General features: G+C 49.6%; 19 protein-coding genes and 1 riboswitch. All 19 genes read right to left on the bottom strand.

What is annotated here, in order from left to right:
* Positions 1–143: 143 nt before the first annotated feature.
* Positions 144–1106, bottom strand: coding sequence for an ABC transporter ATP-binding protein (locus AC0YNT_RS10205; RefSeq protein ID WP_475804466.1), 963 nt, complete (start codon positions 1104–1106; stop codon positions 144–146).
* Positions 1103–2110: an ABC transporter ATP-binding protein gene (locus tag AC0YNT_RS10200; RefSeq protein WP_167281003.1), complete on the bottom strand. Its 1008-nt coding sequence runs from the start codon at positions 2108–2110 to the stop codon at positions 1103–1105. Before AC0YNT_RS10200 ends, AC0YNT_RS10205 begins: the two co-directional genes overlap by 4 nt.
* Before the next feature lie 11 nt (positions 2111–2121).
* Positions 2122–3045, bottom strand: a complete 924-nt coding sequence (locus AC0YNT_RS10195) for an ABC transporter permease (RefSeq protein WP_475804465.1) — start codon at positions 3043–3045, stop codon at positions 2122–2124.
* A gap of 3 nt (positions 3046–3048) precedes the next feature.
* Positions 3049–3981: an ABC transporter permease gene (locus tag AC0YNT_RS10190; protein ID WP_167281005.1), complete on the bottom strand. Its 933-nt coding sequence runs from the start codon at positions 3979–3981 to the stop codon at positions 3049–3051.
* A 187-nt stretch (positions 3982–4168) separates the two neighbouring features.
* Positions 4169–5821 (bottom strand): peptide ABC transporter substrate-binding protein, encoded by a 1653-nt coding sequence (locus AC0YNT_RS10185; RefSeq protein WP_475804464.1) that lies wholly within the window; start codon positions 5819–5821, stop codon positions 4169–4171.
* Between the two features lie 391 nt (positions 5822–6212).
* Complete coding sequence (locus tag AC0YNT_RS10180) at positions 6213–7460, bottom strand: serine hydroxymethyltransferase (protein ID WP_167281188.1); 1248 nt, start codon at positions 7458–7460, stop codon at positions 6213–6215.
* A gap of 30 nt (positions 7461–7490) precedes the next feature.
* Positions 7491–8093 (bottom strand): TIGR01440 family protein, encoded by a 603-nt coding sequence (locus AC0YNT_RS10175; protein ID WP_475804463.1) that lies wholly within the window; start codon positions 8091–8093, stop codon positions 7491–7493.
* A gap of 31 nt (positions 8094–8124) precedes the next feature.
* A complete protein-coding gene (rpiB, locus tag AC0YNT_RS10170) occupies positions 8125–8583 on the bottom strand; it encodes a ribose 5-phosphate isomerase B (protein WP_167281008.1) in 459 nt (152 codons plus the stop codon).
* A gap of 131 nt (positions 8584–8714) precedes the next feature.
* A riboswitch (ZMP/ZTP riboswitch) is annotated at positions 8715–8795 on the bottom strand.
* Positions 8796–8881: 86 nt separating this feature from the next.
* Positions 8882–9460 (bottom strand): low molecular weight protein arginine phosphatase, encoded by a 579-nt coding sequence (locus AC0YNT_RS10165; protein WP_475804462.1) that lies wholly within the window; start codon positions 9458–9460, stop codon positions 8882–8884.
* Positions 9461–9499: 39 nt separating this feature from the next.
* Positions 9500–10012 (bottom strand): manganese efflux pump MntP, encoded by a 513-nt coding sequence (locus tag AC0YNT_RS10160; RefSeq protein ID WP_475804561.1) that lies wholly within the window; start codon positions 10010–10012, stop codon positions 9500–9502.
* A 115-nt stretch (positions 10013–10127) separates the two neighbouring features.
* Positions 10128–11198, bottom strand: a complete 1071-nt coding sequence (locus AC0YNT_RS10155; protein WP_475804461.1) for an L-threonylcarbamoyladenylate synthase — start codon at positions 11196–11198, stop codon at positions 10128–10130.
* A gap of 129 nt (positions 11199–11327) precedes the next feature.
* On the bottom strand, positions 11328–12080 hold the full coding sequence (gene spoIIR / locus AC0YNT_RS10150) for a stage II sporulation protein R (RefSeq protein ID WP_475804460.1): 753 nt from the start codon (positions 12078–12080) through the stop codon (positions 11328–11330).
* 1231 nt (positions 12081–13311) lie between these two features.
* Positions 13312–14277 carry a peptide chain release factor N(5)-glutamine methyltransferase gene (gene prmC / locus AC0YNT_RS10145; RefSeq protein ID WP_475804459.1) on the bottom strand — a complete coding sequence of 322 codons (966 nt, stop codon included), beginning with the start codon at positions 14275–14277 and terminating at the stop codon, positions 13312–13314.
* 75 nt (positions 14278–14352) lie between these two features.
* Positions 14353–15423, bottom strand: coding sequence for a peptide chain release factor 1 (prfA, locus tag AC0YNT_RS10140; RefSeq protein WP_167281014.1), 1071 nt, complete (start codon positions 15421–15423; stop codon positions 14353–14355).
* Between the two features lie 190 nt (positions 15424–15613).
* On the bottom strand, positions 15614–16252 hold the full coding sequence (locus tag AC0YNT_RS10135) for a YcnI family copper-binding membrane protein (RefSeq protein WP_475804458.1): 639 nt from the start codon (positions 16250–16252) through the stop codon (positions 15614–15616).
* 135 nt (positions 16253–16387) lie between these two features.
* On the bottom strand, positions 16388–18004 hold the full coding sequence (locus AC0YNT_RS10130; RefSeq protein WP_475804457.1) for a copper resistance CopC/CopD family protein: 1617 nt from the start codon (positions 18002–18004) through the stop codon (positions 16388–16390).
* A gap of 170 nt (positions 18005–18174) precedes the next feature.
* A complete protein-coding gene (gene ychF / locus AC0YNT_RS10125; protein WP_475804456.1) occupies positions 18175–19275 on the bottom strand; it encodes a redox-regulated ATPase YchF in 1101 nt (366 codons plus the stop codon).
* A 131-nt stretch (positions 19276–19406) separates the two neighbouring features.
* The gene (locus AC0YNT_RS10120; RefSeq protein ID WP_475804455.1) at positions 19407–21695 is read right to left on the bottom strand and encodes a methyltransferase domain-containing protein; all 2289 of its coding nucleotides are present in this window, start codon (positions 21693–21695) and stop codon (positions 19407–19409) included.
* Positions 21696–21802: 107 nt separating this feature from the next.
* The gene (locus AC0YNT_RS10115; protein WP_475804454.1) at positions 21803–22219 is read right to left on the bottom strand and encodes a hypothetical protein; all 417 of its coding nucleotides are present in this window, start codon (positions 22217–22219) and stop codon (positions 21803–21805) included.
* Between the last annotated feature and the right edge of the window lie 50 nt (positions 22220–22269).

Raw genomic sequence — 22269 nt, 5'->3', positions numbered from 1 at the left:
TATCCCTATAGTCTTGGACACAATCCCGTTAATTATATCACTCTGCCCCCTCTGATGCATCCAGAGTTTTATGGCTATATAAAGACAGATTAACTACAAAAAAAAGGACGAAACAGAAGTAACTTCTGCTTCGCCCTGTAAAATTATACCGATGCGTAGTGACAGGAAGCATAATGCCCCTTTTTCACCTCTACCAGCTTAGGTTCTACTGTCTTACATTTATCCGTTGCCATCGGGCAGCGGGTATGGAATTGACAGCCTGCTGGGGGATTAATAGGGCTCGGCAAATCGCCGGCCAGCACAATACGCTCGCGGGTTGCTTCAATTTCCGGATCCGGAATCGGGTTCGCAGACAGCAAGGCACGCGTATACGGATGTGCAGGGCTGCCGTACAGCTCGCTGCTTTCCGCAAGCTCAACGATTTTGCCGAGATACATTACCGCAACACGGTCACTGATATGCTTAACCATAGATAAGTCATGGGCAATGAACAAGTAAGTCAGGCCCATTTTGCGCTGCAAATCCTGCATCAGGTTAACGACCTGTGCTTGGATCGATACGTCAAGCGCCGAGATTGGCTCGTCCGCGATAATAAACTTCGGATCGACTGCAAGTGCACGGGCAATACCAATACGCTGACGCTGGCCGCCTGAGAACTCATGCGGGTAACGGGTAGCGTGGTCAGGATTTAGACCTACCAGATCAAGAAGATCCTCAACTCTCCGTTTACGCTCTGCACGGCTTGCTGCCAAACCATGAATATCAAGCGCCTCACCGATTACATCGGTAATCGTCATCCGTGGGTTAAGTGATGCGTACGGATCCTGGAAAATCATCTGCATATCGCGGCGCATCTGCTTGAGCTTAGCGCCTTTCAGTTTGTAGATATCTTCACCGTTAAACGTGACACTGCCGCTGGTTGGCTCGTACAAACGCAAGATCGTACGTCCTGCTGTCGACTTACCGCAACCGGATTCGCCAACGACACCAACCGTCTCGCCTTTTGCGATGGAGAAGTCGATCTCGTTGACCGCCTTCAGAATATTGCCTCCGCCCAAGTTAAAGAACTTGCGCAAATTATTAACCTTTACTAACGGCTCACTCATACGGATACCTCCTGTTTCGCAGGCTTCGCGTACGGATGTGCCATCCAGCAGGCCGAAGTATGTGACTCATTACCGTCTACCGGCAGAAGCTCCGGATCATTGTCAATGCAGACACGCATCGCTTCATCGCAACGCGCGCAGAAGCTGCAGCCAGCCGGCGGCTTGATCAGATCCGGCGGTGTACCAAAGATCGGAATAAGCGGCTCATCTTTTCTCTGGTCAAGACGAGGCACAGAACGAAGCAGACCTTTTGTATAAGGATGCTTCGGATTTTTGAAGATCTCCCATTTCGTGCCGCTCTCAACAACTTTACCTGCATACATAACAATAACGCGGTCGCAAATATCCGCTACAACGCCAAGGTCATGCGTAATCAGGATGATCGATGTACCCATACGTTCCTGCAGATCTTTCATCACGCGCAGGATTTGCGCCTGAATCGTAACATCAAGCGCTGTTGTTGGCTCATCCGCAATAAGAAGCGAAGGGTTACATGCAAGCGCGATGGCAATCATGCCACGCTGACGCATACCACCAGAGAACTCATGCGGGTATTGATTAAAGCGTGCTGCAGGGTTTGGAATACCAACGAGACTTAGCATTTCAATTGCACGGGCACGAGCAGCCGAAGCGCTCATGTTCTGATGCTTGATAAGACCTTCTGTAATCTGACGGCCAATTGTAAGCGTTGGGTTAAGCGAGGTCATCGGATCCTGGAAGATCATACCCATCTCTTTACCGCGGATGTTCTCCATCTCTTTGGCCGTCTTGGACAAAATTTCTTGCCCTTTGAACATAATCGAACCGCTTGTCATCGCAGGCGGGCTTGGGATAAGGCGCATCAGCGTTTGAGCAGTTACGGATTTACCACAGCCGGACTCACCAACGATTGCTACTGCTTCGCCTTTATTTATATGAAAGTTAACACCGCGTACCGCTTGTACAGTACCGCCGCGAACCTTGAAATTAACACGAAGATCATTCACTTCGAGCAAACGTTCCATTGTTGCACCTCCTACTTTTTCATCTTCGGATCAAGTGCGTCACGCAGGCCGTCACCGAAAATATTAAAGCAAAGCATGGTCAAGCTGATCAGCGTTGCCGGGAACAGCATCCGCCAAGGATATACAGTCATCGCCTTAATGGCGTCATTAATCAAAGTACCAAGAGACGCGGCCGGCGATTGAACGCCAAGGCCAAGGAAGCTCAAGAATGCTTCCGCGAAAATTGCGTTTGGCACCGTCATCGTAATCGTAACGATAATCGGGCCCATCGCATTAGGGATCAGATGCTTAAGTAAAATACGTGACGGACCTGCACCAAGGGAACGTGCCGCCAGGACATACTCTTGATTTTTCAGCTGCATAATTTGACCGCGGACGATCCACGCCATATTAATCCAGCCGGTAATACTTAAAGCTACGATAATGGTAAACATGCTCGGTTCCATAACAACGATAAGCAGGATAACGACGAGCAAGCTTGGAATCGAGTATAAAATTTCACAGAAACGGTTCAGAATTTCATCGACTTTACCGCCGAAATAACCCATAATCCCGCCCATAATAACACCAACAACAAGGTCAACAAGAGCGGCGTAAATACCAACTTGAAGGGAAATACCTGAACCCATCCAAGTTCTTGAAAACATATCACGTCCAAGACTATCCGTTCCGAACCAATGGTCCGAGGAAGGAGCCATGTTAGTTGATTGAAGATCCTGCGTCCTATAATCATGTGTCGCAATCAATTGGCCAAAGATCGTCACGAGGATGATAAAGGCTAATATCCAAAGGCTGATCATCGCCATACGGTTTGTTTTCAGGCGCAGCCAAGCGTCCTTCCAAGCAGAAATACTCTCTCGGACAACGATCTCGCCTTGCTTCTCGTCTTGGCTCAGCTTCTCGAAATCACTAGGTGTAAGTGTTTGTTCCTTCATCTATTAGCCCCCCTTCCCGCGACTTAGTTTAATACGTGGATCTACAAAGCCATAAGCGATATCCGTAAGGAAACGCGCCAGCATAAGGATGACAGCATAGAACAGCGTCAGGCCCATAATGAGCGTGTAGTCGCGGTTCGTAATACTGTTGACGAAAAATTTACCCAAGCCGCCGATACCGAAAATTTGCTCGATTACGACAGAGCCTGTAATAATGTTCGCCGTCATCGGACCAATATAAGTAACTACCGGCAGGATCGCATTACGAAGGGCATGGCGAACCAGGATAACACGGCCGGACAAGCCTTTCGCACGGGCTGTCTTCATATAATCGGCACTAAGTACCTCGAGCATGCTTGAACGTACAAGACGCGCGATAAATGCAGCCGGAAGGAACGACAATGCAAGTACAGGCATAATAAAGTCAGTCGGGTCATTCAAGCCTGCTACGTCTAGCACACGCAATTTGACGCCAAATATCCACTGTAAGCCTGTAGCAACAACGAAGTTCGGAATCGATACGCCAATTACGGCAATCAAAATCGTAAAGCCATCAAGAAACTTGCGGTGGTTAAGCGCAGCAATCAAACCGAACAGCACACCTGCTGCAACCGCCACGATAATGGCGAATATACCGATTTGAAGCGAGTAAATAAATCCGGTCTTAATAATGTCAATAACGGTAACATACTGTTGCTTCATGGACGTTCCAAGGTCAAAGTGAATCAGGTTGTTCATGTAATGCAAATATTGAACGCCCAGCGGATCATTAAGTCCATATTCCTCATTCAAGCGCTCTTGGATGGCAGCAGGAATATTTTTCTCACTTTGAAAAGGGTTGCCCGGAATGGCCTTCATCAGAAAAAAAGTGGCCGAAGCCAGCACGAAGATCGAAACGAGCATGAACAACAGTTTCTGAAGAACGTAACGAACCAAACGCTATGGCACCTCCTAAAAAAAATTATCACCCAAACAGCTATTAGAGCTATTGCGATGATTCATTACTACGTAAGCAAAAGCTTTCAAAAATTAAAATCCTTTAACTTACGAAAGTAAAAAGTGAAAGGGGATATATGCAGTCTCAATGGCCGCATATATCCCGCATTCCGTAACGAGCAGTTAATTATTTCGCTTCGTAATCTCCGCGATTGTAATCAATGTCGCCTTTGTAATCGATAAAGATGCCTTTGAATCCAGGCTTGATCATGTAAACAGTGCTGTAGTAGTAGATCGGCATAATCGCACGGTCTGTACCAACTACCATTTCTTCCGCTTTGGACATAGCAGCCATACGTTTAGCTTGATCGTCTGTGCTGTATGCTTCTTTGATCAGAGCGTCATACTCAGGTTTTGCAAAGCCTGTGTTGTTGTTACCGCTCTTCGACGAGAACAGATCGATGAACGTCATAGGGTCATTGTAGTCAGCGCCCCAACCGCCGCGTGCCACATCATAGTTCAGGTGGTTACGGTTGTCGAGGAATACGCCCCATTCTTGCTTGCTAACTTCGGTTTTGATACCGAGGTTTTTGCTCCACATTTCAGCAATTGCTTCAGCAACCGCTTGGTGCAGTTCGTTTGTGTTGTAAGTCAGCTTAACAGTAGGCATTGCAGTCAGGCCTTCTTCTGCCAGACCTTCAGCAAGCAATTTCTTCGCTTCTGCAATGTCTTCTTTGAAGTATGCAGAATCCGGGTGTTCCGTACGGAAGTCGTCTTTCTCACCTTTAATACCAGGAGGAACGATACCGTATGCTGGCGTTTGACCGCCTTTTGTTACGTTGTCAACGATATCTTGACGGTTGATCGCCATCGAAAGCGCTTCACGTACTTTTACATTGCTGTATGGTTTAAGCGTTGTATTGAACAGGTAGTAGTAGATGCTTGCGCTGCCTTGAACTTTGAACTCATCCGCGTTGTTTTTCTTCAGCGTTGGGAATTGTTCATTCGGGATCAGACCCGTAGGCATACCAGCGAAGTCAAGCTCGCCAGTTTGGTACATGCTCAGCTCAGTATTCGAATCGTTAACTTCAGAGAAGACAACTTTCGTAAGCTTCACATCGTCTTTTGCATAGTAGTTGTCGTCTTTCACGAGTGTAATGGAGTTGTTCTTTTTCCACTCGCTCATTTTGAACGAACCGTTAGTGATCATAGTCGAAACATCAGTTGCCCATGCTTCGTTATCTTTCGCCGATTGGTGAACCGGGAAGAAGACTGTGAAGGACATCAGGCCCAGGAAGTAAGGAGTTGGCGAGTTCAGCTCAACTTGCAGCGTGTGCTCGTCAATTGCTTTTACTGCTACATCGTCAGCCGTTACACCGTCAGCGCCAGTGTTGTAAGCTTCAGCGTTTTTGATGTAGTACAACTGGTATGCATATGCAGATGCTGCTGGTTTCAGGTTTGGATCAAGGGCGCGTTTCCACGCGTACTCGAAGTCGCCTGCTGTTACAGCGTCACCGTTGCTCCATTTCGCATCATCGCGAATGGTAAAGGTATACGTTTTGCCGTCATCGGAAATTTTCCATTCCTTAGCCACGCCAGGAACAACGTCACCCTTCTCGTCTTTACGAGTAAGTCCTTCGTACAAACCGTTTACAACAGTTGCAGATACTTGGTCTTGAACTTGTGCCGGGTCAAGAGATGGCGGTTCAGTTGCAAGGTTCATGCGGAATACAGGTGCTTCGCTGCTTCCGGACTCTTCCTTAGGTGTACAGCCGACAGCTACGAGAGCCAGTGCCAGCAACACGGAGATCAATGTAAAGCCATGCTTCTTCTTCAACATAAATTTTCCTCCCCTGATGTAAACCCTGTCTTTTTATATTGTAATAATTTGACATTACATAATTAAACAATTTGAAAATTCATGCGTTTAACTGAAAAAATATCAGTGAACGTTTGTTCATTCCGTCCTGTTTACATATGTTCACGCCGAATTAGCACAATATTAATGTTAATTTAATATACCGTAGATAAATATACAATATTTATTTATGTTTTGTCACTCCCCAGAAATTACATTTCGTAAATTGTCGAATATTGACGATTCATGTAGAAGCTTAATACCTGCCTCCTATAGGATGCTGCAATCGCAAAGGGTTAATTCACCATAAAAAAAAGACTGCCCTTCAGGTCAAGGATGACCTGAAGGGCAGTCTTTGAAGAAACAAATAAAATTAGTATTTCATGTTCGGGTAAAGCGGGTATTGAGCTGTCAAATCACGAACCATGCCAGTCGCTTTCGCCAGTACGGCTTCGTCATTAGGATTTTTCAGCGTCATCGCGATCACTTCGCCAATGACTTTCATTGCTTTCTCATCCATGCCGCGGGAAGTTGCAGCTGGAGTACCAAGACGGATACCGCTTGTAATGAACGGGCTTGTTGGATCAAATGGAATTGCGTTCTTGTTCGCTGTAATACCGATCGAATCAAGCACATGCTCAGCAGCTTTACCTGTGATGTTAAGGCTGCGAGTATCAACCAGCATCAAGTGGTTGTCAGTACCGCCGGATACGATGTTGATGCCTTCGGAGATCAGCGTCTCGGACAATACTTTTGCGTTATTAATAACTTGTTGTGCATATTCTTTCCATGACGGTTGAAGAACTTCGCCGAATGCAACAGCTTTAGCTGCAATAACATGCATCAATGGGCCGCCTTGCGAACCAGGGAATACCGCTTTATCGATTGCTGCTGCCCAAGGTTGACGACACAGAATCATACCGCCGCGAGGACCACGAAGCGTTTTGTGTGTTGTTGTTGTTACAAAGTGTGCGTGAGGCACTGGGCTTGGGTGCAGACCAGCTGCCACAAGACCTGCGATATGTGCCATATCAACCATGAACAATGCGCCTACGTCTTCAGCGATTTTGCCCATTTTTTCGAAGTCGATTGTACGAGGGTATGCACTCGCGCCAGCTACGATCAGGCGAGGACGGTGTTTGAATGCCGCTTTACGCACTTCCTCATAGTTGATTGTGAAAGTTTCTTCGTCTACGCCATAAGCTACAAAGTTGTACAAAAGACCAGATGCATTAACCGGGCTGCCGTGCGTCAAGTGACCGCCGTGTGCCAGGTTCATACCAAGTACCGTATCGCCAGGCTTCAGAACAGCAAGGTATACCGCCATGTTTGCTTGTGCACCGGAGTGTGGTTGTACGTTCGCATGCTCAGCACCGAAAATTTCTTTTGCACGATCACGTGCGATATCTTCCACAATGTCAACATGCTCGCAGCCGCCGTAGAAGCGTTTGCCTGGGTAGCCTTCTGCATATTTATTCGTCAATACCGAACCCAATGCTTCGATAACCGCTTCGCTAACGATGTTCTCGGATGCGATCAGCTCGATGTTATCGCGTTGGCGTTGCAGTTCAAGGCCCATTGCCTTTAATACTTCAGGATCTTGGTTACGTAAGTTTTCCATTGTCATTGTGAAAAGCCTCCCAAATTAAAATTAATCACATGATCCCGACGTCTGCTCTGACGCCAGGCCGCTCTCTTCCAAAGTGTACACTGCACGGGTTCCGCCAATGAGCTTAGGCCTTGTAAAAGCCATCGTCACATGAGCTGCACCAATCGACCTGATCGAAGGTCTAACTGGCACGGCAACCCGGCGGAGATGCATGCCGATGAAGGTATCACCGATATCGATACCGGCATGTGCTTCCACCGTTTCAACCAGACAAGCTTCCGGCAAGTGCCGGTAAGCATACGCCGCCATCGAACCGCCTGCTTTCGGAACAGGTACCGCTGCAACCTCGTCCAGACCAAATTTGTCTGCAGCCTCACGAGGGAGAACAAGTGCCCGATTCAAATGCTCACAGCATTGAAAAACAGGATAAAATCCAATCTCGCTCCGTACCGCTTCAACTCCCGCATAAATCTGTGCGGCCGTCTCCAGCGTTCCGGATGTGCCGATACGGTGGCCCAGCACTTCACTTGTACTGGTGCCGATAACAAGCAGTTGTCCGGCTTTCAGCCCTCCGGCTGAAACAAGTTCTCGAACAATCGTCTCCACATCACTTGCAATTGAAGCTAATTCCTCGTGATTGCTCATGCTGCACCGCTCCTTCTATATCGTATCGATCTTAAGGATGCACAGTATATTGCTGTTCGATTTGCTTCACTTTCTGAACACGTCCTGCATGACGCTCACCATTCGAAAATGGCGTTTCCAGCCAGATGCGGACAATTTCCTGTGCTAAGCCCGGGCCGATAATGCGTTCGCCCATAGCAAGTACATTCGTATCATTATGCTCGCGAGTTGCCTGCGCCGAGAACATGTCATGCACCAAAGCGCATCGAATACCCGGCACTTTATTAGCCGCAATCGACATGCCAATGCCTGTACCGCAAATAAGAATGCCGCGGTCAGCCTGACCACTTGCTACTTTATCTGCTACCGGCAGTGCATAATCGGGATAATCAACAGATTGATTGCAGTCACAGCCCAAATCTTCAATCTCATGTCCTTGCGATAAAAGGAACGGAACGATTTCATCTTTCAACCGGTAACCCGCATGATCTGCACCAATTGCAATTTTCAACGTAAACCCTCCTGTTATTTTGCAGCGTCGTTAGCAAAATAAGTATCTGTTTGTCGAATCATACGGACTTATTATACCTAAATTCCGTAGAAAAGACGAAAAAAAGAGCATGACATGCTCAATAGCATGCTGCTCTTTGCCCAGGCGACCGGCCGTATGTTCCGATGCTCCACCGTGGTTACCCACTTCCGTCGCCAGTTACATCGGAAACCGTCTTTGTTACCTCCATGATAGCCGATTCATCGTTAGAAATCAATCGCTTAAATGGCTAAATTCAGCCTAATTTCAGCATGGAATTTCATCCCTTTTTGAGCATCCTCAGCAAGGTTTTCAAACTCACTTCAATCTCTGAAGCACAGCTTTCATACATGCTAAGTGTACCGCCAAAAGGATCGGCAATATCAAAGCTTGGAATGCGGCGTTCAAGCTCAAGGAGTCGTGTCCGCTCTGCAGTCGACAGCTGCTGGCCCAGCACCTGCTTCATATGCATCTCAGTAAATAGACGCTCTAACTCCTCAATATCCGCCTGTACATCCGTATCTTGATTGACGTATTCCTTAAGCGTATAGGCTTTATCCACCGCCTCAGGAAACCAATTAATTAGATTTCGTTTATGCCCCGATGTCATGGTCAGAATCAAGTCTGCCCAAGCAACAAGTTCACCGCTAAGCGCCCGTGAAGAACCTTGAGGTTCAACGGCTTTGCCTCGCAGCGTTGTAGCCGCATGAGCCGAGATCGGCAGCCCGTCTATTGTTGACACCCCCGCTGAACGAACCTCAAGCGGAACGCCCTGCTGCTTTGCCATCGCTCTCAGCATAGCTTCTGCCATCGGGGATCGGCATGTATTGCCGGTACAAACAAACAAGATGCGTGTCATGCTGCATTCCCCTTTCTGCGTCGCTAATCTGTCTTATTTTTAAAGTATAAATAACAGTCCAAATATTAATAAAATCGCCCCGCCAAGCGCTTCACCATACCCACCGAGGTTTTGGCTCACCCTGCGCCCAAGCAGGAGGCCACCCACGGACATTAATCCGCCGAAAAAACCAAATAGCAGTACAGTCAGCACGATATCTGCTGCAAACATACCAAGTGTTACGCCAACAGAAAAGGAATCGATACTAACGCTAAACGCGAATAAAAACGTTCCAATCGAGGAACGGTAGTCGATCGAATGAACAGCCTCTCCCCTAAGCGCACTGTAAATCATATGCCCGCCCAAAAGCAGCAGCAACACTCCTGCCGCCATTGTAGCCACGTCGCCAAGCAGACCACTGACGAAATGCCCGGCGTACATCCCTGCCAGCGGCATAATGACATGGAACAGTGCAATGATCGCACTTAGCCGCAGCACATCACGAAGACGAATCCCTTTAAGTCCAATTCCAATCCCTAACGAAAATGCATCCATGCCTAGCGCAACCGCCATTATGAGCAGTGTCGCGAATTGTCCAGCATGTAAAGTTGCATCTGTCACGCTATCGCCCCCATGTCCACATCCATTCTTAACCAAGATATGCGGACAAGGGGACAAACATACTACTCTAAACCTGAACGATTTGATGCCCGGCAGCTTTCGCCAGACGGTTCATAAGAGCAAGTCCAATCCCTTCCTCTGAGCAGCCTTCCGCCCAAATACGCTGCACACCTTCGGCATCAAATCGGCGAAGTGCTGCATAAAGCCGGTGCGCTGCCTGTTCCAAATGATGCTCACTTCCGTAGGTTAACACGAGATCGGCATCAAAGGCGGCTATTCTTTCATCGAAAGTAAGGACACCTGTCTTGAGTTTTGTTGCTCTTGTTCCATTCACTTGCTCCTGAATGTAACGTACTGCTTCGGCTCGATCACCCTGAACGATCACGAGATCACCCTGCGGAGCATAATGCGTATATTTCATACCTGGCGACCGCGGCGCTTCGGTCACTTCGGAAGTGGTGGGAGCCAGCGCATCGATGCGGGCCTCTGGTGCCGCATTCTGCAATTGTTCTGCGGTGATGCCTCCTGGACGAAGGATACGAATCGTATTCGAATCCGGCAGCTCAATTACCGTTGATTCCAGTCCAACGCCAGTTGCTCCGCCGTCTACAACTCCGCTTATTTTACCGCCAAGATCCTCCAGTACATGCTCTGCAAGTGTAGGACTTGGGCGGCCTGAACGGTTGGCACTTGGTGCGGCCACCGGACAGCCAGACTGCTGTATGAGCGCAAGAGCTGCCGGATGATCCGGCATTCGTACACCAACAGTGGAAAGCCCTGCTGTTACTAGAGGTGACACCGCTTCAGGATGCACCGGCAGCACGAGCGTCAGAGGCCCGGGCCACAGCTGCTTCATCAGTCTTCCGGCAAGTTCTGGATAAGGGAGTACCAGTTCATCTAGCTGCCGTTCGTCGGCAATATGCACGATAAGCGGGTTATCCGAAGGGCGCCCCTTTGCTTTGAAGATGGCCTCTACCGCCTTCGTATTACGCGCATCGGCCCCAAGGCCGTATACCGTTTCCGTCGGAAAAGCAACCAATTCACCTGCGCGCAGAAGGGCCGCTGCTTCCTCTAATTGCTCGGCCAGCATCTCCGGATTACTCCCGTCCATTACCTGCCAAACTTTTGTAGTCGTCATCTCTATCCTTCAATCCCTGCTATTAAAGTTCATCTACTGCCCCCATTATAGCATATGCCTTCTAAATTGCAGAGCAGCAGCCCTCCATCAGCGCTTGCATGCATGAGTGGAGGGCCGCCATTTTGCGAATTATGAGAACAGGCTTTTCAGCCAATGAATGAACTGTTGAATCATTTCCCACAGGAAGAACTTTGCTTCAGGTGCTTCGCCTTGGCCTTGGTCATCCTTTGCTTGCTGCGCGGAAACTTCGGCTTTGCTGTCAGCTGCTTTTTCAACTTTCCCATTGTTGTCTTGCTTTTGATCGGCTGAAGCGGTTTTAACAGTCTCTGCTTTCGCAGCGTCAGCATCCGGATCAGCGGCTGCAGCTTCACCTGTTGCTGCGTCGATGAAGCAAAGCGGCGGGAACAATACACACCACCAGTTTTGGCCTTGGCCTTCGCCAAGTGTAATCAGAAGAGCTTCATAGTCGCCTGCAGGGTATACTTCATTGCTGTACATTTTGGTAGGGAACGGAACCATGCCGAGCTCTGCATGATACGAGTAATCAAACCCGCGGCTTGTCAGCACTTCAGCAACAATCTCCTCAATTTCCCCCATATGATCATGCACCGTTTGGCGCGCTTGTTCAATTGTTTGTGGACCTGTCACCCAGCTGTCCATCGCTTTAACAACAGCATCACGAACAACACGTTTCACCGCTTGATCAGCAGGTGCGTCCGAATTAGCGAGAATACGAAGACGAATGGATTCTTGCGGAATAAGGGTATCTACCACTGCAGCATCTGTACGTTGCTGCTCCCAGCTCATTACCAGAACAAATAATACAATAATCAACAAACCATAAGATTTACGGAAATAAAATAGGGAATTAGTGCGGTTCATATGACACAAGCTCCTCTCGATGGCACCCGTCAGTGCCTCAGCTTGCGTTCCGGAACGTATCTATCCGTCATTATGTCCGGGATCTCCACTCTATAAACCTAGCAGCGAAAATGAAAATGATAGAGTTTGTTTTCATGAATGGGAGGGGCGGGAATGCACGGGGGATGCGGGCCAGTTAAGGTCCCTGAGGGGCCTTAACTCTCTGAAATGAGTAGCTAGTTTGGCTTTTTAGGTCCCTGGGGGACCTTAACTTTGCGGTGATGGCATGGTGGGGTGACGGATTTGGGCGGGGCGGACGAGTTAGGGTCCCTGAGGGATCCTAACAGCGTGAAAAGAGTAGCTAGGTTGGCTTTTAAGGTCCCTGGGGGACCTTAACTTTGCGGTGATGGCACGGTGGGGTGACGGATTTGGGCGGGGCGGACGAGTTAAGGTCCCTGAAGGATCCTAACAGCGTGAAAAGAGTGGCTAGGTTAGCTTTTAAGGTCCCTGGGGGACCTTAACTTTGCGGCGATGGCACGGTGGGGTGGCGATTCGGGCGGGGGCGAGCGAGTTAGGGTCCCTGGGGGGACCTTAACTTTACGGCGATGGCATGGTGGGGTGGCGATCGGGCGGGGGCGAGCGAGTTAGGGTCTCTGAGGGGCCTTAACTCTCTGAAATGAGTAGCTAGGTTGGCTTTTTAGGCCCCTGGGGACCTTAACTTTGCGGTGATGGCATGGTGGGGTGACGGATTTGGGCGGGGCGGACGAGTTAAGGTACCTGAAGGGCCTTAACTATGTGAAAAGAGTAGCTAGGTTGGCTTTTTAGGTCCCTGGGGGACCTTAACTTTGCGGCGATGGCATGGTGGGTGGCGATTCGGGCGGGGGCGGACGAGTTAAGGTCCCTGAGGGGTCCCTGGGGGACCTTACTTTGCGACGATGGCATGGTGGGGTGGCGATTCGGACTGGGACGAGGTTCGTTTCGAGTAGATAAGACCCTCGCAGGGTCTTATTGGAGCTATTTCAAGAGCAAACCGGTGCAATAAAGCCCTCTGGGGGTCTTATTTGTAACAAAGGCCAGGGAATCAGGCGGATATTTAGGATGTAGAGGCAGAATTAGACCCTCTCAGGGTCTTATTGGATGTCATATAAGACCGAGCGGGCGCAATAAGACCTTCGGAGGGTCTTATTACATCATTGACCAAACAAAAAAACACGCTGCCCCTCGTCAATGAGACGATGAGCAGCGTGTTTGATTAATAAGCGGGCTGACTATCCCCGCTTGTACGAATGGCAATGACATGGCGCTCGATGCCGCCATAGTCGGTAATGATGCGAATGTCGTCCCATTCGCCGACATCCCGCAGCAGCGCGGCTACGTCGTGAGCTTGGCCCATGCCAAGCTCAAAGGCGACAATACGCGGCAGCTGCGCGAGAGCCGGCAGCTGCTCCACCATGCGGCGGTACGGATCCAGCCCGTCCGCTCCGCCATCCAGCGCGAGGCGCGGCTCAAAGTCGCGCACCTCGGGCTGGAGGCCCGCGAGATCATCCGCCGGGATATACGGCGGATTGGACACAAGCACATCGATGCGGACGTCATCCGCATCGGGTGCTCCTGCGGCGCCGTGCTGCGCAAACGGCGCCAGCAGGTCGCCCTGCACGAATGCCATGCGGCCCGCCGCCTCATGGCGGGCCGCATTCGTGCGGGCGACAGCAAGCGCGTCCGGCGACAGATCGGAAGCGCAGACGCGCCAGCGCGGACGCTGCGAAGCAAGCGTCACGCCGATGGCGCCAGTGCCTGTGCCGACGTCGACGACCGTCGGCGCAGCTTCACCATCAGGCGGCCACAGACGATCGGCCGCCTCAAGCACGGCCTCGACGAGCAGCTCCGTCTCGGGCCGTGGAATAAGCGTAGCCGGCGTTACCCTAAACGGCCGACCATAGAACCATTCCTCGCCAATGATATACTGCACCGGCTCCCCAGCCGCCTTACGGCGGATCAGCTTCACCCATTCCTCGGCATGCTCAGCCGGGAACGGTTCGCTCCATACAAGCAGCAGCTTGGACCGCTCCAGGCCAAGCAGATGCATAAGCAGCCGCTCCACATTCGAGCGCGGCTCCATAACGCCAAGCCCCTGCAAAAACGAAGAAGCCTGCATGCAGGCTTCCCTAATTGAAAACGACGGCTCAAAAAACGCCTGTTCGTTCTTATGATCACTCATCTCTATAGCGTCCCTTCATTAGGCACTCCAACGAAATAAGTATCTCTAGGATACTCATTTCCTCGCAGGCTGTTATTAGTTCAGCTCTCTCTCCATCAATTCTGCTTGTTCAGCAATCGTAAGGGAAGACACGATCTCTTCCATATCGCCGTTCATAACAGAATCCAGCTTATGCAGAGTAAGACCAATACGATGGTCTGTCACACGGCTTTGCGGGAAGTTATACGTACGGATACGCTCGCTTCGGTCACCTGTACCAACTTTAAGTTTCCGCTCACCAGCATATTTCGCCTCTTCTTCTTGACGGCGAACATCTGAGATACGGGCACGAAGAACTTGAAGCGCCTTCGCTTTGTTCTCATTTTGCGATTTGCCGTCTTGGCAAGTCGCCATGATACCAGTAGGCACGTGAAGAACACGAACCGCTGATTTCGTTGTATTTACGGACTGACCACCTGCACCACTGGAGCAGAAGGTATCAACCCGAATATCTTTATCGAGAATTTCAACTTCGACTTCTTCAACCTCCGGCATAACCGATACGGTTGAAGTCGACGTATGAATACGGCCGCCGGATTCCGTTACTGGAATACGTTGTACACGGTGTGCGCCGCTCTCATATTTCATTTTGCTGTATGCGCCTTTACCGGTAATCATGAAGATTACCTCTTTAAAGCCGCCCAGATCATTTTCGTTCAAATCCATCAGTTCGCAGCGCCAGCCTTGCGCATCTGCAAACTTCGTATACATCCGATACAACTCGTAAGCGAACAATGCCGCTTCGTCACCGCCTGCAGCGCCGCGGATCTCAACGATAACGTTCTTGTCATCGTTAGGGTCCTTAGGCAGAAGAACGATGCGAATCTTCTCATCCAATTCTGCCTTGCGCGTGGAAAGCTCATCAATCTCCATCTTAACCATTTCGCGCATTTCGTCGTCGAGCTTCTCGCCTTGCATCACTTTCGCATCCTCGAGCTGCTCCGACACTTGCTTATATTCTGTGAAGGCTTCATAAGCCACTTGTAAATCCGATTGCTCCTTGGAATACTCCCGCAGGCGCTTCGGATCACTTGCTACATCCGGATCGCACAACAGTTCACTTAACTTCTCGTAACGGTCTGCGAGCGCTTGTAAACGGTCCAACACAATGATTCACCTCTATAGTTCCCATTTTAAAATGAATGAAACGCGCACCTGCCATAAGACAGCGAAGCCGTTTCACCTTGTAACAGTCATTATAGCACATTAGACCTGTATTTTCGACTGGTGTATTTGCCTAAGTCGTGAGAAAAGGACTCCGCGCTATCCCTAAGGAAAACGGAGCCCCTCTACTTTTTTATTTCTTATTTTTTCTTGCTGCCAGAACAACTGCCGCAGCTCCAAGTACCACTGCGATAATCGACAAGGTAAGCGGAAGTGCTGAATCAGAATCGGAACCCGAGTCCTTCGTGTCATCCGCAGCTGCAGCAGCGCCGTGGCCGTGGCCGTCGCCTTCAGCTGTTGCTGCCGTTACAGTCGTTACAGAAGCCGGCTTATCAGAGCCATCTGCGCCAACCCATTCTACAACCTTATTATCGCTGTACGTTTGGTAAGCTTTCCATACCAATTGCGTAGCATTCTCGTTAACCTTGCCGCTCATGCGGAATTCCGTGAAATCCGTTTCGCTGAGCCCTTTGTCTTCTGCCGTCCAAGTAATGCTGGTTACAACACCATCAGCATTTTTCTCCAATTCACTCGTCCAGCCTGGCTTTGGCTCAACCCGTGATACAACCGCACCGTCTGCTATGTTCACTTTCACTTTTACGGTATTAACACCTTTAGTTTCACTTGGTACACGCACTGCGAACACCTGATACGAATTCGCCGGCACAGTAGGCGGTTGAACGGTTACATGGGCACTGGCAATACCAGCAAACATCATCAAGCTAACCGCCATCGCAGCTGCAATCACCCATTTTTTCATCTTATTCATCATCACACATCCCTCTCTATTTCCCTCGTCTTGTCTGTCTGTCTCGTTCTCTGCTTGCTTCTCAGTATAAGATCATGCATGCAGAATGACATGACTCGAAAGGGCTACCCGGATATGACGAATATGTGACTGCATGGACTAATAATTGCGGAACTGTGTTTCTCTAACGATTTCATTGTCCTCTTGATCCATGACGCGAATTTCAGCCGTCCATTTCCCCGCATAAGGCAGAAACGTTCCCTCAGCACGATAAGCAGCTCTCTTATAACCTGGGAACGAATCATACGCATCCTCGTCCACACGCTCCAGCGGCACATCGATTGGTGCATCTTCACGGCTGTCCGAGCGCAGTCTTAACACAACTGACTTCGGCTCTCCGATTTTCTCCGGCAGCCACACTTGCAGGGTTATCGTATTGTCACTGCCCGGCACGTTAGGCGATACGTTGAACGTTACATGCATATCGTCGCCCATTTGATGATAGTTATACGGCTCATTGGCAGGCAGCGGGCTCATATACGTAAACACCGCAGCAATCGCCACGATACACGCCATCAGAACCAGATCAGCCTTAAGCAGCGTACCTGCTGGAAACCCGCTGCGCTTCATCCGAATGCGAAGCATGGTGCCTGTCACAAGCACGGCGATAACGAGGACCGTTTTAACTGTCAGCAGTCCTCCCCAAGTAGTGAGCCACAAATAAGACAGCTTAGGCAGGAAGAGCAGCGTCATCGTAACTCCGCTGACCACAAGCACAGCAAGGGATATTAATGCCCCCTGCGAAAAGCTTGCGCCAAACCTACCCGCTTCCTTCCGATCGGTGTACCAGACGTACAAGAGAACAGCCAGGCCGCCTGCCCACACCGCGGATGCCAGCAAATGAATGAAGTCGAACGCGATCGTAAGAGCCTTCGGATCATTTGCCGCCGGATGGCCGATCAGACTTTCTACGCCAAACAGCAGAACTACCCAGAGCAGACGAACAAACCGTTCATTAAAGCGCTGTGCAACAAATCCGAGAAGTGCCAGAACAATAAGCTCCAGCCATGCCCGGCCAGTTGTTGTGTTCGTAAACATCTTACCCCACGCTGAGATAGGCTGCCCTTTCATCAGCTCATTGACCTGCAGGAAAATATGCAATAGTACAGTCACAAGAAGTGCCCGCAGTCCGATCACTGACAACAGCTTAAAGGCCGACTGTAATGACTCGCTTGGCTTACGGATAAAAGCCTGCCATAACGTCGTGCCAGCTGCCATCAGCAGCGCTGCATAATAAAGAACACGTACCACATACAGCAAGTTTTGCTGCATGCCTTTTGACGTATTCGTGTTAGCAGCAAAAGTCTCTGCATCCTTCCAGTTCGGCGGATTGCCCACAACAAATACATAAGAACCGCTGACCGGATGCCCGTCTTCTGAGATGATATGGTAGGAGACGGAATAGACACCTTCCGCAAGGGATGGCAACGGGAGCTTAAGTGTTGTCCCGCCATTCTCAAGCGCTGGTTGATCCGTTTTTATTTTATTCGACTGGGAGTCGACCACCTCAACAGATCCTGCTCCTGGCTCCACCGCCTCGTTAAAAGAAAGCTCAACAAAAGGCGGAGACTGCGCAAGCTTGGCATTTGCAGCCGGAACCGTCTTCTCCAGCGTAGCATGTGCGAAGGCTTGCGGCGCCCCCGCAAGGACAAATAAGAGAAGCAGCAAAAAGGCTGCTCCTATACGTTTGTGTAAGGTATGTAGATTCGTATTCATAATTCCGATCATACTCCTATTCTTCAGCTTCCCTCCATTGTATGCCTAAAATAAACTCCATGCATGACTCGTTAGAGCTAGGCAGGAACGAAGTGGGGCTGAATTCATATGAACAGAGCAAAACGGTATTGCTCTCCTAAAGAGAACAATACCGTTCATTTCTGTTGCTATTAGACGTTGAAGCGGAAATGCATAACGTCGCCGTCCTGCACGACATACTCTTTGCCTTCGAGGCGCAGTTGGCCTCTTTCTTTTGCAACGTTCATTGTACCGGCAGCAGCCAGATCGTCGAACGATACAACTTCAGCACGAATGAAGCCGCGCTCAAAGTCAGTATGAATAACGCCCGCAGCTTGCGGAGCTTTCATACCTTTGCGGATCGTCCAGGCACGAACTTCTTGCACGCCTGCTGTGAAGTAAGTGTACAGACCAAGCAGTTTGTAAGCTGCATTAATCAGACGGTTAAGGCCAGATTCCTGAAGGCCAAGCTCTTCGAGGAACATCGCTTTGTCTTCGCCTTCCAGCTCAGCGATCTCTTCTTCTACCTTCGCGCTGATTGGCACGACTTGTGCACCTTCAGCAGCAGCGAATTCACGAACGATCTGTACAAACTTGTTGTTATCTGTATCAGCCACTTCCGACTCAGCTACGTTTGCTGCATACAGCACCGGCTTCATCGTGAGCAGATGAAGATCACGGATAATCTGCTTTTCGTCATCGGACAGTTCAACACTACGTGCTGGCTGATCGTTGTATAGCGCATCTTTGACACGTTCCAGTACGTCTACCTCAAGCGCGATTTTTTTGTCGCCGCCCTTCAGGTTTTTACGGGAACGATCGATTTTCTTCTCAACAGAGTCGATATCCGCCAGAATGAGCTCCAGGTTAATCGTCTGGATATCGCCCAGTGGATCGATTTTACCGTTCACATGCGTAATGTTCTCGTCTTCGAAGCAGCGAACAACGTGAACGATCGCGTCAACCTCACGGATATGAGCAAGGAACTTGTTGCCAAGGCCTTCGCCCTTGCTCGCGCCTGCTACAAGGCCGGCAATATCAACAAATTCGAATGCTGTTGGAACTGTTTTGTTCGGCTGTACCAATTCTGTCAATTTGTCCAGACGGTAGTCTGGCACTTCTACGACACCTACGTTAGGGTCGATTGTACAGAATGGATAGTTAGCAGACTCCGCGCCCGCTTGCGTAATTGCATTAAATAAAGTGGACTTACCTACGTTCGGCAGACCCACGACACCAGCTTTCAAAGCCATGCGTTAAGACACCCCATTTTCCGAAGTAACAATCTCACGTCATTATACCCGATGCCCGCCTACAATAAAAGCCCTGTACAATGATGTTCGATCTTCCAAAAATGGGTCTTTGCTGTTATTCCCACTTTCCGTCAGCTAGACTTTTTGCGGCATACCGCGATGACGTACATCGGGTCGCAGCTTTTGAACAGATGAAGCGAAAGTGGTTCATGGCCGCTGGCCGTAATCAAATGCTGGCTTGCTCTGCCAAGGGGCAGCCCTACCTTTTCCCGCAGCCAGTTCATGGACAAGAGCCTCGAATCATCAATCGGGTTTTGCCCAAACATCGCTTCAATATCATAATCAAGCAGCAAATCACCAACGAGCTCAGACGTGCGGTATTCGAAACGGTGATATTCGTTAAACGGCTGCTCTTCGAAGTAAAGCGGGGGATTCGTCACCGAACGATTTGGCGTTGATACAATAAACAACCCGCCTGGTTTAAGCACACGGGCTGATTCACGCATCCATGCTGCTCCCTTCTCCACATGCTCAATCGTTTCAAAGGATATAACAGCATCAAACGTTTCATCGGCAAAAGGCAGCTTCAGGACATCTCCTGTCTCAAAATGAATGCCCTCCCCGCCATAATCCCGCTTTGCAAGCTCGATGGAATGATGGTCTACATCAACACCAACCACTTCAGAAGCACCAGCACGCTTCAAGAGCGCCGATCCATAGCCAGCTCCACAAGCTGCATCAAGGACTCGCAATCCTGCCACATACTTGCATGCCAGCTCGTAGCGGTATAAATGCTCCTCATAGACGTCCGTATACTGTTCCTTCACCTGACTATTAATCACTAATCGTTCACCGCTGAAAACAACATCATTCTGCTCTTTCAGCAGTTGATCAGGCACCGCAGCAACCGGAAGCGCATGCTCCTCGCTTATAGCCGCCACAACCGTGAGTTCTTGGAACCCTGCTTTTTTTACGGTGGCTACAGCTTCGTCGACAAACTCCTCCAGCCTTACGGCTCCGTTTTGCCCAAGCGTAATAATACTGCTCGACGTCAGGCGGCCCTTCACTGGGTTCTGCCCATTCGTTAATCGTTCCAGGAAACTGAAATCCTCGCTGCTAATATCAGAGCCCGGCCGACCTTCCTTCCCGTCATCGATCAGCAGCGTCGATACGTTAGCAAAGCCTGCAGCCGTATAAAGCTCCTTTATCTGTTCGATGGAATAGAGATAGGATGACTGATGCTGAGCATGCCCATTATCCGGCTGCAGGTAGCGAAGCATAAACGGATAATAATGACGGTTCAGGAAAGTGCCCATCAGCCAGCCGTTTGGCTTCAGCAGACGCTTCAACTGCAGCATCACCTCCGGTTTGCCGCATACATGTGCATCTCCAACAAGGATACCGTCGAGGCTCCCATCGGGAAAACCCCACTTCGCCGGCTCCTCAGCGGCAAACACCGTGATACCAACCGCCTTAGCCACCTTGGCAGCATGTTCATTTTTCTCCACTCCGTACAATGCCGCATCAGGGAAACGATGCTTTAAACTGATTAAGGTGGCCCCGCAGCCACAGCCGATCTCAAGAAGCTTCACCTCGTCGCCATTCCCACCACCGACCAGAACGGACGGTACTTCCCGATCCAGCAAAGCCAGCATATCCACATGGATCGTAAGGGCATCGGCGGAAGCAAATCCCCATTTCTCTTTGAACACTTGATTATTCCGGGCAAACAGCTGTAAATACGAAGTCGTATCGGACTTAAAGCTAACGCTTCCATAATGGTGGATAAACGTATCCTTGCAGAGCAGCAGCTTATATCCGAGAAGCCGCAGGCGCAGCGACAAATCATCATCCTCATAATTGCCGATCCCAAATCGCTCATCCATCCCGCCAACTGCTTCAAAAGCTTCCCTCCGCAGCAGCATACAAAAACCAATCAGCTTCAGCCGCTCTTCCAGGGGAGTTCCGCCGCCAGACTGTCGAACCGATTCCGAGAACTGATCCAATTCCTCAAGTGTAGTATAATCGCTTGGAATCTGCGTCCAGTAATAAGCCGAATTCGTCACGGGCCCTACTGCTCCAACGGAAGAATCACTAAACAACCCTCGCTTCAAACCGTCCAGCCAGCCCGGTGTAACGAGGGTATCATTGTTTAACAGCAGGATCAGCTCACCTGAAGCAGCAGCCGCCCCTTGATTACAGCCTTTTGGAAAACCTGCATTATAACTATTCTCGATGACATGGATATTCTGCTCTTCTTTCGCCCAAGCAGCTGTCCCATCATCTGATCCATTATCGACAAGAATCAATTCGTAGCTTCCTGCCGCTGTATGCCTTCTGATGCTTTCTACGCATGATCGTGTATAATCAAGCCCGCCCCGAGTAACAAGAATGATGCTCGTCACTATCTGCTCGCCCATTTCTCCACCGCCTGGCATAGTTTCATGCCATCAGCATATGTAGAAGGAGTCTGGACCGTATAGCATGTTAGCCTACTGCGTCACGACGTTATTTCACCAAAAACATTCTATTGCGATTTCTTCACAAAGGACAACCCAAACAAATAACCTGCAAGAACATTAATAATGGCTTCATTCTTATCATCCAAAATAATGCGGATAGCCGTTTCGATCGTGCCATCTGCACTCGTATACAGCTTGCCGTAATTGACTGCCGCTACATAATTCAAAACAACAATGACAATCGACAGAAGCAGCGTAAACTGCGTATCCTTCACACGAATTCCAAATTCACCGTTGCGGAGCATGTGGAGACTTGCGCCAAAAGCAAATGTTATTGCAAATAAAACAAACAGGAATTTGGTCGTTGTATCCGGATCACCATTACGGAACAACACTTCATTACTTGCATAAACGACAAGCATGGTGAACAAAAGGAACAAGATGAACACCACATACTTGTATACTGCCGCCTTCTTAACCATATTCTGCACCCCTTATGTTGTCTAACCCGATTGCATGTCTATCGCTCCTC

Source organism: Paenibacillus sp. J22R56 (assembly GCF_056269375.1).
Note: the sequence above shows the minus strand (reverse complement) of the source record. Positions and strands in the feature narration are given on the sequence as shown.